Origin of the sequence: Pseudoalteromonas sp. SCSIO 43201 (assembly GCF_023716725.1) — a bacterium.
Classification (GTDB): Bacteria; Pseudomonadota; Gammaproteobacteria; order Enterobacterales; family Alteromonadaceae; genus Pseudoalteromonas; species Pseudoalteromonas peptidolytica.
Genome location: NZ_CP072683.1, coordinates 3,325,565 through 3,339,928 on the forward strand (window position 1 = coordinate 3,325,565; position 14,364 = coordinate 3,339,928).

At 43.0% G+C, this 14,364-nt stretch carries 13 protein-coding genes; 5 read left to right on the forward strand and 8 right to left on the reverse strand.

Going from position 1 to position 14,364, the window contains the following annotated elements; all coding sequences use genetic code 11:
- Positions 1-11 precede the first annotated feature (11 nt).
- Positions 12-2,603, forward strand: coding sequence for a DNA mismatch repair protein MutS (mutS, locus tag J8Z24_RS14455; protein WP_125252093.1), 2,592 nt, complete (start codon positions 12-14; stop codon positions 2,601-2,603).
- 55 nt (positions 2,604-2,658) lie between these two features.
- Here mutS and J8Z24_RS14460 read toward each other — a convergent pair whose 3' ends face one another.
- Positions 2,659-3,918, reverse strand: a complete 1,260-nt coding sequence (locus J8Z24_RS14460) for an outer membrane protein transport protein (protein WP_128731628.1) — start codon at positions 3,916-3,918, stop codon at positions 2,659-2,661.
- A gap of 374 nt (positions 3,919-4,292) precedes the next feature.
- Here J8Z24_RS14460 and J8Z24_RS14465 point away from each other — a divergent pair, with 374 nt between their 5' ends.
- Positions 4,293-4,610 (forward strand): hypothetical protein, encoded by a 318-nt coding sequence (locus J8Z24_RS14465; RefSeq protein WP_125252095.1) that lies wholly within the window; start codon positions 4,293-4,295, stop codon positions 4,608-4,610.
- 16 nt (positions 4,611-4,626) lie between these two features.
- On the opposite strand, the gene J8Z24_RS14470 is transcribed toward J8Z24_RS14465, so the two are convergent.
- From J8Z24_RS14470 to ftsY, 7 genes are all read right to left on the reverse strand, one after another.
- A complete protein-coding gene (locus tag J8Z24_RS14470; protein ID WP_125252096.1) occupies positions 4,627-5,901 on the reverse strand; it encodes a cyclic di-GMP phosphodiesterase in 1,275 nt (424 codons plus the stop codon).
- A 200-nt stretch (positions 5,902-6,101) separates the two neighbouring features.
- The gene (rraB, locus tag J8Z24_RS14475) at positions 6,102-6,437 is read right to left on the reverse strand and encodes a ribonuclease E inhibitor RraB (protein ID WP_125252097.1); all 336 of its coding nucleotides are present in this window, start codon (positions 6,435-6,437) and stop codon (positions 6,102-6,104) included.
- Complete coding sequence (locus J8Z24_RS14480) at positions 6,437-7,150, reverse strand: 1-acylglycerol-3-phosphate O-acyltransferase (protein ID WP_176032580.1); 714 nt, start codon at positions 7,148-7,150, stop codon at positions 6,437-6,439. Before J8Z24_RS14480 ends, rraB begins: the two co-directional genes overlap by 1 nt.
- 195 nt (positions 7,151-7,345) lie before the next feature.
- A complete protein-coding gene (gene rpoH, locus J8Z24_RS14485) occupies positions 7,346-8,203 on the reverse strand; it encodes an RNA polymerase sigma factor RpoH (RefSeq protein WP_125252099.1) in 858 nt (285 codons plus the stop codon).
- 407 nt (positions 8,204-8,610) lie between these two features.
- Entirely contained in the window at positions 8,611-9,597 is a 987-nt protein-coding gene (ftsX, locus tag J8Z24_RS14490) for a permease-like cell division protein FtsX (protein ID WP_128731627.1), read from the reverse strand.
- The gene (gene ftsE, locus J8Z24_RS14495) at positions 9,594-10,271 is read right to left on the reverse strand and encodes a cell division ATP-binding protein FtsE (protein WP_125252101.1); all 678 of its coding nucleotides are present in this window, start codon (positions 10,269-10,271) and stop codon (positions 9,594-9,596) included. Before ftsE ends, ftsX begins: the two co-directional genes overlap by 4 nt.
- A gap of 111 nt (positions 10,272-10,382) precedes the next feature.
- On the reverse strand, positions 10,383-12,455 hold the full coding sequence (gene ftsY, locus J8Z24_RS14500) for a signal recognition particle-docking protein FtsY (protein WP_176032579.1): 2,073 nt from the start codon (positions 12,453-12,455) through the stop codon (positions 10,383-10,385).
- Positions 12,456-12,717: 262 nt separating this feature from the next.
- Between ftsY and rsmD the strand changes: the two genes are divergently transcribed.
- From rsmD to J8Z24_RS14515, 3 genes are all read left to right on the forward strand, one after another.
- Positions 12,718-13,302 (forward strand): 16S rRNA (guanine(966)-N(2))-methyltransferase RsmD, encoded by a 585-nt coding sequence (gene rsmD, locus J8Z24_RS14505; RefSeq protein WP_125252103.1) that lies wholly within the window; start codon positions 12,718-12,720, stop codon positions 13,300-13,302.
- A gap of 175 nt (positions 13,303-13,477) precedes the next feature.
- On the forward strand, positions 13,478-13,693 hold the full coding sequence (gene rpsU, locus J8Z24_RS14510; RefSeq protein WP_010362466.1) for a 30S ribosomal protein S21: 216 nt from the start codon (positions 13,478-13,480) through the stop codon (positions 13,691-13,693).
- Positions 13,694-13,713: 20 nt separating this feature from the next.
- Positions 13,714-14,160 (forward strand): GatB/YqeY domain-containing protein, encoded by a 447-nt coding sequence (locus tag J8Z24_RS14515; protein ID WP_125252104.1) that lies wholly within the window; start codon positions 13,714-13,716, stop codon positions 14,158-14,160.
- Positions 14,161-14,364 lie beyond the last annotated feature (204 nt).

Sequence of the window (14,364 nt, forward strand, 5' to 3'; positions counted from 1 at the left end):
AGGTATCAACAATGTCGTCAGATCTTTATTCAGAACACACTATAAACCAACAAACCCCAATGATGCAGCAATACCTGAGAATAAAAGCTCAGCATCAAGAAATTTTGCTGTTCTATCGCATGGGAGACTTTTACGAACTCTTTTTTGACGATGCCATTAGAGCAGCACAGCTTTTAGATATTTCACAAACATATCGTGGTAAAGCCGGTGGCAACCCAATTCCTATGGCTGGCGTTCCTTATCATGCGGTAGAAAATTATCTAGCACGCTTGGTACAGCTTGGTGAATCAGTAGCTATCTGCGAGCAAGTAGGCGATCCTGCGACAAGTAAAGGCCCTGTTGAGCGAAAAGTCGTGCGTATTGTTACACCAGGAACAGTAACAGACGAAGCTCTACTGCAAGAACGCCAAGATAATTTGTTAGCCGCGGTCTATCAACATCCAAAACAATTAGGCTATGGCGTCGCTTATTTAGATATAAACTCGGGTAGCTTTAACATTGTTGAGCTAAAAACGGATGAAGCATTGAGTTCAACACTACAGCGTCTACAACCTGCGGAGTTGCTGTATCCAGAATCGTTTCAAAATCTTTTAGTGCTTGAATCTATAAAAGGTAGCCGCCGCCGCCCTGATTGGGAGTTTGATTTAGATACTGCTAGACATTTACTTTGCCAACAATTCGAAACACGCGACTTAGTTGGTTTTGGTGTTGAAAAAGCAGAAATGGGGCTTATCGCAGCGGGCTGCGTCATGCAGTATGTAAAAGATACACAGCGCACAGCACTCCCCCATATTCGAGCCATTACGCTCGAAAAAAATGAGCATGCAGTGATCTTAGATGCTGCAACACGTAAAAACTTAGAGTTGACGGTCAATTTATCTGGTGGAGTTGAAAATACCCTTGCCCAGATATTAGATAAGTCCTCAACAGCAATGGGCTCGCGACTATTAAAACGTCGGATCCACACCCCAGTGCGTCAGCGCCAAGAACTACATTCTCGCCTGAATGCCATCGCCTGCCTGATAGAACAGCAGCTATGTATGGAAGTCTATGATGCACTGAAGCAAATTGGTGATATAGAGCGAGTTGTTGCTCGCCTTGCACTCTATACTGCCCGACCAAGAGATCTAACCAGACTGAGAAATGCGCTGCAAGCGCTGCCACCTCTGCACGATATTTTACATGATGCTAAAGATCCCCGTATTCAATCCATTATTAACCAGTCACCGGTATTGCCTAAATTACAGGATTTATTAGAACGTGCCGTTATTGATAATCCCCCCGTACTGATCCGTGATGGTGGTGTAATCGCAGAAGGCTACCACGCAGAATTAGATGAGCTCCGCGCACTGAGCGCAGGAGCAACCGATGTGTTAGAAAAGCTCGAAGAGCGTGAGCGTGAACGCACAGGAATATCAACGCTCAAAATTGGCTACAACCGAGTCCATGGCTTTTACATTGAGATCAGCCGTGCCAATTCACATTTAGTACCAGCAGAATACATTCGCAGACAAACGCTGAAGAATAATGAGCGCTACATTATTCCTGAATTGAAAGAACATGAAGACAAAGTACTTGGTAGCCAGTCAAAAGCACTTGCGCTTGAGAAGCGTCTTTATGAAGAATTGTTTGAACTGATTGCGCCATACATTGAGCAGTTACAAGTAATGGCCGCAGCACTTGCAGATTTAGATGTGTTAAATACCTTAGCAGAACGTGCGCAAACACTCGATTATTGCAAGCCGACTCTAACCGAAGGAACAGAAATCGACTTGCTCGATGGCCGCCACCCAGTTGTTGAACAGGTTAGTAAAGAGCCCTTTATTGCCAACCCAGTTAAGTTAAATGATGAGCGTAAAATGCTCATTATCACCGGGCCCAATATGGGAGGTAAATCGACTTACATGCGTCAAACTGCGCTGATTGTGTTGATGGCGCATATAGGTAGCTATGTACCTGCAAGTGCTGCCACTATCGGTTTGGTCGACCGTATCTTTACTCGAATTGGAGCCAGCGATGATCTTGCTTCAGGGCGCTCAACCTTTATGGTTGAAATGACTGAAACGGCCACCATTTTGAATAATGCTACGGCACAGTCATTGGTATTGATGGATGAAATAGGTCGTGGCACCAGTACTTATGACGGTTTATCTTTGGCCTATGCCACAGCAGATTATCTTGCAAGCAAAATAGCAGCCAAAACACTTTTTGCCACTCACTATTTCGAACTTACTGAACTGGCAGAGCAACAAGCAGGCCTGGTCAATGTGCATCTTGATGCCATTGAACATAATGATACTATCGCCTTCAAACATACCGTCATGGAAGGTGCAGCAAGTAAGAGCTTTGGTTTACAAGTTGCGAGCCTTGCTGGGGTGCCAAAAGCGGTGATCAAAATGGCTAAGCAAAAACTCGCTTTATTGGAGCAGCATCAAAGTGTGGTTGGTGAACAAACAAGTACCACACAAGCACCAATACAACAAAATCTCATGTTGGCCAACGAACCGTCAGAGGTAGAGGCACTGCTCGCAGATACCGATCCAGATGAGATGACACCGAAGCAAGCACATGCTTTACTATACCAACTTAAGTCCATGCTTTAATTAATAAAAAAGCGGCCAACGAGCCGCTTTTTTGTGTTCTAAAATAATGTTGCGATTAGAACGTGTGGTTATACTGAAGACCAAATACCATCGCATGACCTTTTGAGCGGAAGCCCCACTGGCTTTGTGCTTTGTCAGTCTCGATAAAGTTTTGTGTCTTACCTCTTAGCAAGCTAATGCCGAAGTCAAGAGTTGCTTGATTTGGTAACGTGTATTCAGCACCAAAAGAGTACCAAGTACGGTCTGTATCTGGGATTGAAATCGACAGTAAGTTTTCATCCGCTGGCGACTCATCATAAGCCATACCCGCACGTAACTTAACATAGTCATTTAGCTGGTAATCTGCACCAAATGCAAAACGTAGCGAGTTCGAGAAGTTTTCTTCTTTTGTGAATGCTGATTTAGAAGTACCGATGATAGCTTGTAGCTCATCAAAGCTGCTCCATCCTGTCCACAATACGCTGTAGTGTACAGAGGTTGCCGCATTTAACTTATGTGAACCAGAAATTTCAGCGATTGCAGGTAGTGTGATATCGACATAGCCTGGAACAGACGCATTACTCGTTCCACCCAAGGTTACTGGTAACGCGCTGCGGAAGTGACCATCAAAAGTGATGTCTGTTTCGCTACGGTAGTGGAAACCAAGACGGTTGTTTTCATCGATTTGATAAGCAACACCTACGTTCCAACCAAAGCCTGTATCGTCGCCTTCAAGATGTACCGCTTCAAGGCTTGCCGGTTGACCTAAGTTATTCGCACCTAAGTTACGGATAATTTTTGCATCGGCATAGACATGATTCACACCTAATGCAACACTCCACTGCTCGTCTACCTGATATGAAGCTGAAATACCGGCATTCACAGTTACAATTTCAGTTTCACCGGCGATTTGACCGGCAACATAATCTTCATCAAACTCTGTCGCTAAGCCAAACTGCGAGTATACACCTGCACCGATGGACCACTTGTCGTTATACTTGTGAGTGGCATAAACCGCTGGAATAACTGCACTTGGTGCGATGCTATTGTCATTTAGTGCTACAGCTGGAACACCATTGTTTGTACTCGTCCCTGTTAGGCTTACATCAGGCTGTACGTACATAGCCGCCACAGAAAGCTGAGTACCAGATAACTGTCCCATTAGCGCTGGGTTACGGGCAACAACTGAGGCATCATCAGCCACAGAAGCCTCACCGGCATAAGCACGGCCAAGTCCAGATACATTTTGCTCAGCTAGCTGAAAAGCAGCTGCTAATGCCTGCGAAGACGATAAAATCGCACCCGAGGCTATAAGACCTAATAATACTTTGTTCATTCTCTGATCCCCTGTGTAATTATCACTGACATGCCAATGACTAAAAAACTACGCTTTATGAACATCTAGCTGAGTTACACCAGCTCATTGAGTGAGCTCAGACACTTAGCTATTGTCACTTTACAAATAGGTTGAATATTAAATTCCAGACACCCTACCTAAAAGCTGACTAGAAATCTTCTTTTTTGCGACTTCTTGTAGATTAAGTGAACATTTAACGTACAAATTACGCACTTTACATACTCATCGGATGAGCAAAACCACACAAATGATAATAGTTATTAATATCATTGACGACTTTGCGACTCTTATATAAACTCTTGGGTCTAAGTGTGAATTCCTTTTTGAATGCCTACCCTAGCAAGGAGAACATCATGTCAATAGCATTACTACTTTTCGCTTTAGCATTTTGTGGTATTAGTGTTTATTGTCTTTGTAAAGCAAACTATTGTGCTTGTCGCCATGCTGGAGAGTGCGATAATCCTGTGAGCCAATTCTGGCTAGGCTCGATTGTTGCGGCGTTACTTTCTTTGCTACTCAGTTGCTCAGCATTACATTCGGAAAAGGGAACTTTGTTGTGGATCCTGATGATGGCAAGTTGTATGACAGGGGCGTTACTTTCAGCAAGGTGGCAGAACCTTAAACGACGTTGTAAAAATGCCTTTTCTCCCGCTGCACACTCAAAACCCTAAAAAACCTGAACTTTGGTTAAATAAGCAGTTGATCTCTTAACAAACGAGAAAGATTGATTTGGTAATCTAATGGCCGCACACTGGCAATCACTTTAATATCAGACCCACTTAGATCTACATCTTTGGCGGTCACATGATGCAAGTGCTTGGTATTATAAAATACCCGAACCAAGGGTGCGGTTGGCGCATGTTTATTCCCTTCAAGCACCAGCCCCAAACGTTCGTTTGTTAGCTTTACAATAGTACCTACGGGATGCACCCCCATACACTTTATAAAACGTTGTACAAGGATAGGATCAAATTGTGCTTTACTTGATAACAAAAAGCGCAGTGCGTTAATCGGTTCATCAGCTTCTTTGTGATACTGATCCGAGGTAATAGCATCGTATACATCAACAATCGCCATCATCCTCGCCGCAGTACTCAGTGCATCCCCCTTAATTCCGCGAGGATACCCAGTACCGTCTAACCGCTCGTGATGATTTATAATCATATCTAGCATGATAGGGGTTATCCCAGCTTCCCCTTTACTGAGTCCTAACGACTGTGCGACGTGTTTTTTCACCGCCTTGTACTCAAGCTCTGTAAAGTGACCTGGTTTATTAATTAACCCTTGTGGCAACTTCGCATGACCAATATCATGCAACATCGCTCCTGTGGCTAACTGTTCAATAATATGGGGCTGTAAGCCTAGGTGTTTTCCAAATACCGTGATCAAAATGGCACAGTTAGTCATATGACGCCAGTTATAGCCATCTTTGTCTTTGATCCGAGTTAAGATCGCCATAGCATTCGTGTTACGTAGCACCGAGGCGACAATATCTTTGCTCACTTCGTTAATTAGCGTCATGTCAACTTTCAAGCCTGAGGTAACATCACCATACAAGCTTTGGATCTTACGATTGTTGTTTTCAAACTTCTGCATTGCAACAGCAAATTCTTGCTGTAATGTTTGCTCTTTAGTTTGTACTTTTCGCTTACTTTTGGGCTTGCTACGCGCTGTCGATAAATTGCCCTCAATTCCCTGCTTGGGCTTCGTCTCGGGTTCATCTTCAGTTGTTTGAGGGGCTGGCTCTTGTGGTTTTTGATACTTTTGCGGTATGGGAATATCACTTTGTGTAAAGTCTATCGTTAGCTCAAGTACCCCCTTGTCTATGAGCTTTTGAATGATCGATTCATCTCTAACCATTCCCCGCGATTTAATCTTAATACCCGCGTCAGATCTATGCTTGTGAACACTATCTACAAACATACCGGGTTTAAGATCTTCAATAGGGAGAATAATCTGCATGGATCATTTACACTGCGAGTTAGCCAATCAATATTAATACCATTGAATTAGATAAAACACCATCAATTCAGAATAAATTCACACTAATGTATGGATAAATTGCAAGCATTAAGAAAATCAATGTGAGCAGGTTTTGTACAAAGAGACAATAACATAATCAGACGGGTGAAAAGCCCTGCAAGCAGGGCTAGAGGCAGTGACTACTCTTGGAAATAAGTTCCCCAACCGTCATATTCAACACCTGTATCCATTGCAACCTTTTCAAGCTTTTCCACATCTTCCATAATTACATCAGTGTCAAGCTCAGCTTCTACAACAACATCAAAGCCCCAAATTTTACCACCGTCTTCTAGCTCAAGCTCAGCAGGCTCTTCAACATCATAACCAAGCTTAAACGCAGCTAATGCTGCAGCTTCTAGTTTGTCGAAGTCTTCACATACAAAATGATGTTCAACCTCGTATAAAGTCTCAGGGTTTGAGCCATCTTCTAGCAATGAAGAAACGATGTCTTCACTTATTTCACGCCAGTTTTCCATTATTTCAATCTCGCTTTTGCATCTAGTTCAGCTATTCTTTGTGCCATTTTAGCATGGATCCGTACCGCATGATCCCTTGCAGGAATTTCTGGGTCTAAATACTCAGGCTCAAGCATATCTATATATACTTTCCCGTTGTTCCAACGGTTTAACTTTATTTGTTCGTGTGTAGAGCTCATACATACTGGGATAATCGGCACATTGGCGCTTATTGCAGTATGAAAAGCGCCTGTCTTAAATGGTAACAACCCTCGTCCATAACTTCTCGTCCCTTCAGGAAACATCCAAACAGATAGCTTAGATTCAGTGATCTTTTTAGCTGACTTTGAAAGAGTCCCAAGCGCCTTTGAGCGATTACTTCTATCAATTAAAATATTGCCTGATAACCAATACATTTGGCCAAAGAAAGGGATCCACTTTAAGCTTTTTTTGCCCATGCTCACCGTGTTTTGAGGCACAATGGCAGGTAAAGTAAACAAATCATAGTTATTTTGATGATTTGCGATGTACATTGCAGGCACTACATCTTTGGCTTTTTTATGCCTTGTTATAACCAGTTCAACCCCAATAAATCGAGACATGTAGCCATACCACCTTGCAATTGTATGGACATTGTTGGCATGAAATGGGCGTACAATACACAATAGCAATCCTACAATACCGCTAGTAATGATAAATATTGCTAATAGAAGAATTCGTATAATGGCAATCAATTTAACCACTCCAGAACTAAAATCTGGCGCATTATAGTAAAATTAGCGAACACTTGTAAGCTCAAAGAAGTGATAGTTTAAAGAATGCGAGAAGCTTGAGAGAATATGCCAGTTAAAGCATTGATTTAAAATTAAAAATAAAATGCCGCTAGGACAGCGGCATTTCACACACGATTTATCATAAGTTGCAAATAATTAGCTCATGGCACTTTGCAACTTTTTCATTGCTGATTTCTCTAACTGGCGCACACGCTCTGCTGAGACATTATATTTCTCAGCAAGCTCTTGTAGAGTTGCCTTTTCATCAGCAAGCCAACGCGCACTAACAATGTCTTGAGAACGCTCATCAAGCGTTTTCAGCGCCGCAAATAAGCGGTTATGTGATTGCTCTTGCCATTGCTCTTGCTCAACCTCTTCAGCAAGATCACTGCTGGTATCAGTTAGGTATTGCACTGGTGAAAAGCTGCTTGTCTGCCCTTCATCTTCATCAGCGGACAAGTCAAAGCCCATATCTTGGCCAGCCATGCGTGATTCCATTTCACGCACTTCCTTCTCACTTACACCAAGCTCATTAGCAACTGTCGTCACTTCATCTTGGTTAAACCAACCTAAACGCTTTTTATTTTTGCGTAGGTTAAAAAATAATTTACGCTGCGCTTTGGTAGTCGCAACTTTTACAATACGCCAGTTTTTTAGTACATATTCATGAATTTCAGCTTTAATCCAATGCACTGCAAAAGAAACTAGTCGCACACCTACACTTGGGTCAAATCGTTTTACCGCTTTCATTAATCCGATGTTACCTTCTTGGATTAAGTCTGCTTGAGGTAAACCGTAGCCTGAATAACTTTTCGCAATATGTGCAACAAATCTCAAATGAGACATGATCAGTTGCTTAGCCGCGTTAAGATCCCCTTCCTCCTGAAGGCGTGTCGCAAGTTCTTTCTCTTCCTCAGCGCCAAGCATAGGTATTGTGCTAACCGATTGAAGGTAACCTTCAACGCTCGCGCTTTGTTGCCCAGTTAGTGCTAGTGCGTATAAATCTTTAGTCATTTTTCACCTCAGTGATAAACCGTTCGTGTATGTTTAGCACTCTAACATCTAGAGTGCTAAATGCAATCTACTTTATCTATGGTATAAAATCAACCTTTTTATACCTTCATCAAAAATAGAGAATAACCATATGAATTAAAAGAAAAATAAAAACAATGATTGATAAATATCAACGATATTATTTTTTTATGACAACGCTAAACTCATCATCTTTTTACGTTTAGCGCGTTAACTAACCTGAGCTTCAGGTTGTAAATGCCTCTCTAGCAGCTGGTTATACCAATTATCTAAATTAAGCTTGCTATTTTGAGGCGAGAAAACTTTGTCGATAACACCGCTTCCGCCTCCTGCTATTGCCAAAGTACCTACATTCACGTAGGCAAGGCAAAAATTTGGCTACATTAGTATTAGACCTTATCCGGCTCTATTTCTTTAATATAACGCTGTACAGAAAGAAAAGAGCCAATAAACCCTAGTGTGACTGCAGTGCCAAGTAATACTAAAAGTTCGTTACCTACCAGGCCTTGCAATACGAAGCTACTTTGATATACGCCCACCACCGCTGAAACAGCAGACTCTAACCACCACAGCATAAGGGCGACACATATAAAAGCAACTAGCCCACCGACTATGCCATACCATACACCAGTCCAAAGAAACGGCGCCTGAATAAACGCATTGGTTGCGCCAACGAGCTTTAATACTTGTATTTCTTCTTTTTTATCCATAATGGATAATCGTATCGTATTACCAATAATTAAGATAACTGCACTAAGTAACAGGAAACCTACAGTAATAACACTTTCTTTTAGCAGTCCTAGTAGCGCATTAAGTCGCTCAAGCCATTCAATATCGAGCTTACCAAAGTCAACTTCACGTTCTTTTTCCAGCTTGGACAAAAGCTCAGCTGCGGCTTGCGGCTTTCGATATCGACTTACTGGTGTCACTAAAACAACATCGGGTAACGGATTTTCATCTAAATAATTAAGTGCTTGGCCAAAACCTGACATAGTTTTAAATTCTTCGAGTGCTTGATTTTTACTTACCAGCACGACTTTTTCTATCTCAGGGTAGAGTGCTAACCGTTTTACCAAGGTTTGCGTTTGTGCCTCGGACATCTCTTCTTTCACAAACAGCGAAATTTCTGATGCTTCTTTAAAACCACTACTTACTTGCTGAACATTTTTAACAACAACATAAAGGGTTGCTGGTAAAGTTAGGCTTAACCCAAGCACCAAAATAGTCATCAAAGAAGCCATCGGGGTACGCCACATTTCACCTAAGCTTTGCACCCCTTGACGAATGATCATTAAGCAAAAAAAGTAAAAATGGTGAAATATTGACTTTTTATCTTGTTCAATCTGATTTCCACGGCCTTTAAACAGCAAGCTCATAATAAATTCTCCGCTAGAGGATCTTGCAACATGCGTCCTTGATTCAGTGTAAAGCTGCGATACTTCATTCGGGCGATCAGGCCAAGGTCATGGGTCGCAATTAATACTGAGGTGCCATGATGGTTAAATTCCTCGAACAGGTTCAAGATTTCCATAGACAACTCAGGATCTAAGTTTCCAGTGGGTTCATCTGCGAGTAGTAACGGCGGCGAATTTACGATAGCTCTTGCAATCCCTACCCTTTGTTGCTCTCCTCCTGATAGAACACTTGGATGACATCTTAACTTGTCTAGCAAACCCACTTTGTCTAATGCAGCATGAACTCGTTTGGTGATCTGTTTATGATGTGTACCTTCGATAACTAATGGCAAAGCGACATTATCAAAAACACTATAACGTTCTAGTAGGCGATGGTTTTGAAAAATAATCCCGATGTCTCTGCGTACAAAAGGAACTTGCCTGTTAGTTACTGTGTTCAGATCTACACCGTTTATATAAACGTGTCCTGCCGATGGTCTTTCCATTACGCTAACCAGCTTCAACAATGTACTTTTACCAGCTCCACTGTGACCGGTTAAAAATGCAAGCTCTCCATTAGCTAGTTCAAAGCTCACCTTTTCAAGTGCTTTATGTCCACCGGGATAAGTTTTGCTAACTTGCTCAAATTTAATCATGCTGGCCTCTTATACTTATTATTGCCGTTGGCGCTCTGTCCTTGGCTATGGTAGCAATTAGGCAATCGACAAAGCGGGCAAATTTGCCCGCTTTATTATTGAACGCTTTACTTATTCTTGACTGAATAATGCCTCAATGAAGTCATCACTCTTGAAGGTACGTAAATCATCAATTCCCTCACCAACACCAATGTAGCGAATTGGTACTTTAAATTGATCTGCTACAGAGAAAATCACCCCACCTTTTGCAGTACCATCCAATTTAGTCAATGTGATCCCCGTCAGTCCAACTGCTTGATTAAATAGCTTAACCTGACTAATAGCATTCTGGCCTGTTCCAGCATCAATAGTAAGCATGACCTCGTGAGGTGCATCGGGATCTAATTTCTTCATTACCCGCGCTATTTTTTCAAGCTCCTGCATCAAATTATCTTTATTCTGGAGTCGACCTGCTGTATCAGCTATTAACACGTCAACATTTCGTGCTTTCGCAGCTTGGAATGCATCAAATACCACCGAAGCTGAATCTGCACCTGTGTGCTGTGCAATCACTGGAATGCTGTTTCTTTCGCCCCAGACTTGTAATTGCTCAACCGCAGCGGCACGGAAAGTATCACCCGCAGCTAACATAACCGACTTACCTTCACTTTGGAATTGCTTTGCAAGCTTACCAATTGTCGTTGTTTTACCAACGCCGTTAACACCTACCATTAAGATAACATAGGGTTTTTTGTCGGATGGGATTTCTAGCGGCTGTTCAGCCGTTTTTAGGATTTCCGACATTTCCTTTTTCATTAAGTCATACAGCGCTTCACCATCTTTGAGCTGCTTTCTATCTGCGGCGTCTGTTAGGTTATCGATTAGCTTCATGGTGGTTTCTACACCAATATCAGCCGTTAACAATTGAGTTTCAAGGTCTTCAAATAACTCATCATCAATCTTTTTACCTTTGAAGATTGAAGCGAAACCTGAGCCAATATTCGCTTTGGTTTTTAATAATCCCTTTTTAAGACGAGAGAAGAACCCTTCTTTTTTTGGCTTTTCTTGTGCTTGGCGCTCTGCCTCTTCACGCTCAGCTGCTTCTTTAGCTAGTTGCGCTTGGCGCTCTGCCTCTGCACGTTCGGCTGCTTCTTTAGCTAGTTGTGCTTGGCGCTTTGCCTCTGCACGCTCAGCTGCTTCTTTAGCTAGTTGTGCCTGACGCTCTGCTTCTGCACGTTCGGCTGCTTCTTTAGCCAGTTGTGCTTGGCGCTCTGCCTCTTCACGCTCGGCTGCTTCTTTAGCCAGTTGTGCTTGGCGCTCAGCCTCTTCACGCTCAGCTGCTTCTTTAGCCAGTTGCGCTTGGCGCTCTGCTTCTGCTCGCTCAGCGGCTTCTTTAGCCAGTTGCGCTTGGCGCTCTGCCTCTTCACGTTCGGCAGCTTCTTTAGCCAGTTGTGCTTGGCGCTCTGCTTCTGCACGCTCGGCTTGCTCTTTCACCAGTTGTGCTTGGCGCTCTGCTTCTGCACGCTCGGCTTGCTCTTTCGCCAGTTGTGCTTGGCGCTCTGCTTCTTCACGCTCAGCTTGTTCTTTCACTAGTTGTGCCTGACGCTCTGCTTCTTCACGCTCAGCTTGCTCTTTCGCCAGTTGTGCTTGGCGCTCCGCTTCTGCACGCTCGGCTTGCTCTTTCACCAGTTGGGCTTGGCGCTCTGCCTCTTCACGCTCAGCTGCTTCTTTGGCTAGTTGGGCTTGGCGCTCTGCCTCTTCACGCTCAGCTTGTTCTTTCGCCAGTTGTGCTTGGCGCTCTGCCTCTGCACGCTCAGCTTGTTCTTTCACCAGTTGTGCTTGGCGCTCTGCTTCTGCACGTTCAGCTTGTTCTTTCACTAGTTGTGCCTGACGCTCTGCTTCTTCACGCTCAGCTTGCTCTTTCGCCAGTTGTGCTTGACGCTCTGCTTCTGCACGCTCAGCTTGCTCTTTCGCCAGTTGTGCTTGGCGCTCTACCTCTTCACGCTCAGCTGCTTCTTTGGCTAGTTGGGCTTGGCGCTCTGCCTCTGCTCGCTCAGCGGCTTCTTTAGCCTGTTGGGCTTGGCGTTCAGCCTCTTCACGTTCTGCTTGCTCTTTGGCTAGTTGTGCCTCACGTTCTGCTTCTTGTTGCGCTTTATCGGATTTTCCAAAGCCTAACCAAGATAAAAACTTATTTTTTTTTCCCATATTCACTTACGACCGTGTTAGATAAATTGCATAAACCCAAAGCAAAGTGTCGATGATCTTGATACCATACTTGAAAATACCAACCTGCTTAGACTTATTGCTGCAAGTTGGATTGAATTCACACTTAATTTTGAGCTTGAAAGGCAAGCCGAGGTTGGCAACCTTAGTGCTTAGACAAAATTGTGAGCAAGTGTACCATGTTCCGTGAGGATGAAAAATCCTGATACCGTGAACCTTTAATAAAGAAGCAAATTACGTCGCTATGAGAAAATCTAAGCCCAAATCTAATCCTAAGCAATCAGGTTTCATTCGCTTAATTAGCGGAAAACACAAAGGTCGTAAATTACCTGTTCATGATGTAGAGGGACTGCGTCCAACCACCGACAGAATGAAAGAAACGGTATTTAATTGGCTTATGCAAGATGTTAGAGATGCCAAAGTGCTGGATTGTTTTGCAGGTGCAGGAAGCTTAGGCTTTGAAGCAATATCTCGGTTTGCAGCCCATGGAACATTTATTGAACTTGATAGAAAGGCAGCAACTCAACTTACAGCTAATTCGACCTTACTCAAGCTCGGTAATGTTGAAGTTATAAATCAAGATGCACTGACGGTGTTAGCGAACAATCCGCAACAACAGCAATATGATCTGGTGTTTATCGACCCCCCTTTTCGTAAAAACTTGGTCTCACCGTGCTGTGCATTGCTTGAATCAAGTCATTGGCTTAGTGAAGAAGCTTTAATTTATGTTGAGTTTGAGCAAGATGCGCAGCCAGATATTCCTTCTAACTGGAAAATAAAAAAGGAAAAGCAGGCAGGACAAGTGATTTGCCGCCTTTACCAACGATAAATTATCCGAAAAAACCTAGACCAGAGCGTCACATGACAGAGACTCTGTGTTTAGCTATAATTTAAGCTTTACATGCGGTCTTGCTTCAGATTACAATACCGCACCATTTTTGAACCAATTGGCTAGTTTTTAGCCAGATAGAGCTAAGCTCATTAATTAGGTAGGTGAATTTTTAATGCCAGTAATTAAAGTAAGAGAAAACGAGCCGTTTGACGTTGCACTACGTCGTTTCAAACGTTCATGTGAAAAAGCAGGTATCCTTTCTGAAGTTCGTCGTCGCGAGCACTATGAGAAGCCAACTGCTGAGCGTAAGCGTAAAAAAGCTGCAGCTGTTAAGCGTCACATGAAAAAGCTTTCTCGCGAAAACGCACGTCGCGTTAAATTATACTAATTAGTATTGGTCTTGTATCAATGAGCTTATTAGTTACGCTAAAAGACGCGCAAAAAGAAGCGATGAAAGCCAAAGACAAACTTCGTCTTGGTGCGATTCGTGCGGTACTTGCTGAAATTAAACAGCGAGAAATCGATAACCAAACGACACTAGATGATGCAGGAATAACTGCTGTTTTAGTTAAATTGGTAAAGCAGCGTCGCGATTCTTATACCCAGTACAAAGATGCAGGGCGTGAAGACTTAGCTGAAATCGAAGCTACTGAAATTAGCGTACTTGAGACTTTCCTTCCTAAACCACTTAGTGAAGATGAAATCATTGAGCTAATTGATGCCGTGATTGCACAAACTGGTGCAGCTGGTATGCAAGACATGGGCAAAGTTATGGGCGCTATCAAGGCAAAAGCTGAAGGTCGTGCTGACATGGGCAAAATGTCTGGTTTAATCAAACAGAGACTTACTGCCTAAGCCCACATACAAATGTATGATTGAAAGTGAACCGAGCCTTGTGCTCGGTTTCTTCGTTTTAGGCGTCACGCATATCAATGCAGCGCTGATAATACCAATTTTCTTAATTAAGTGGTCTATTTTGAGGCGAGGAAATCTTGTCGATAACTCCGCTACCGCGTCCTGCTATCGCTTTGGTACCTACATCCACATAGGCAAGGCAAA

What these genes read in the sequence shown, in the direction of transcription:
- mutS (WP_125252093.1), top strand. Translation starts at nt 12, where the DNA reads ATGTCGTCAGATCTTTATTCAGAACACACTATAAACCAACAAACCCCA.
- J8Z24_RS14460 (WP_128731628.1), bottom strand. Translation starts at nt 3,918, where the DNA reads ATGAACAAAGTATTATTAGGTCTTATAGCCTCGGGTGCGATTTTATCG.
- J8Z24_RS14465 (WP_125252095.1), top strand. Translation starts at nt 4,293, where the DNA reads ATGTCAATAGCATTACTACTTTTCGCTTTAGCATTTTGTGGTATTAGT.
- J8Z24_RS14470 (WP_125252096.1), bottom strand. Translation starts at nt 5,901, where the DNA reads ATGCAGATTATTCTCCCTATTGAAGATCTTAAACCCGGTATGTTTGTA.
- rraB (WP_125252097.1), bottom strand. Translation starts at nt 6,437, where the DNA reads ATGGAAAACTGGCGTGAAATAAGTGAAGACATCGTTTCTTCATTGCTA.
- rpoH (WP_125252099.1), bottom strand. Translation starts at nt 8,203, where the DNA reads ATGACTAAAGATTTATACGCACTAGCACTAACTGGGCAACAAAGCGCG.
- ftsX (WP_128731627.1), bottom strand. Translation starts at nt 9,597, where the DNA reads ATGAGCTTGCTGTTTAAAGGCCGTGGAAATCAGATTGAACAAGATAAA.
- ftsE (WP_125252101.1), bottom strand. Translation starts at nt 10,271, where the DNA reads ATGATTAAATTTGAGCAAGTTAGCAAAACTTATCCCGGTGGACATAAA.
- ftsY (WP_176032579.1), bottom strand. Translation starts at nt 12,455, where the DNA reads ATGGGAAAAAAAAATAAGTTTTTATCTTGGTTAGGCTTTGGAAAATCC.
- rsmD (WP_125252103.1), top strand. Translation starts at nt 12,718, where the DNA reads ATGAGAAAATCTAAGCCCAAATCTAATCCTAAGCAATCAGGTTTCATT.
- rpsU (WP_010362466.1), top strand. Translation starts at nt 13,478, where the DNA reads ATGCCAGTAATTAAAGTAAGAGAAAACGAGCCGTTTGACGTTGCACTA.
- J8Z24_RS14515 (WP_125252104.1), top strand. Translation starts at nt 13,714, where the DNA reads ATGAGCTTATTAGTTACGCTAAAAGACGCGCAAAAAGAAGCGATGAAA.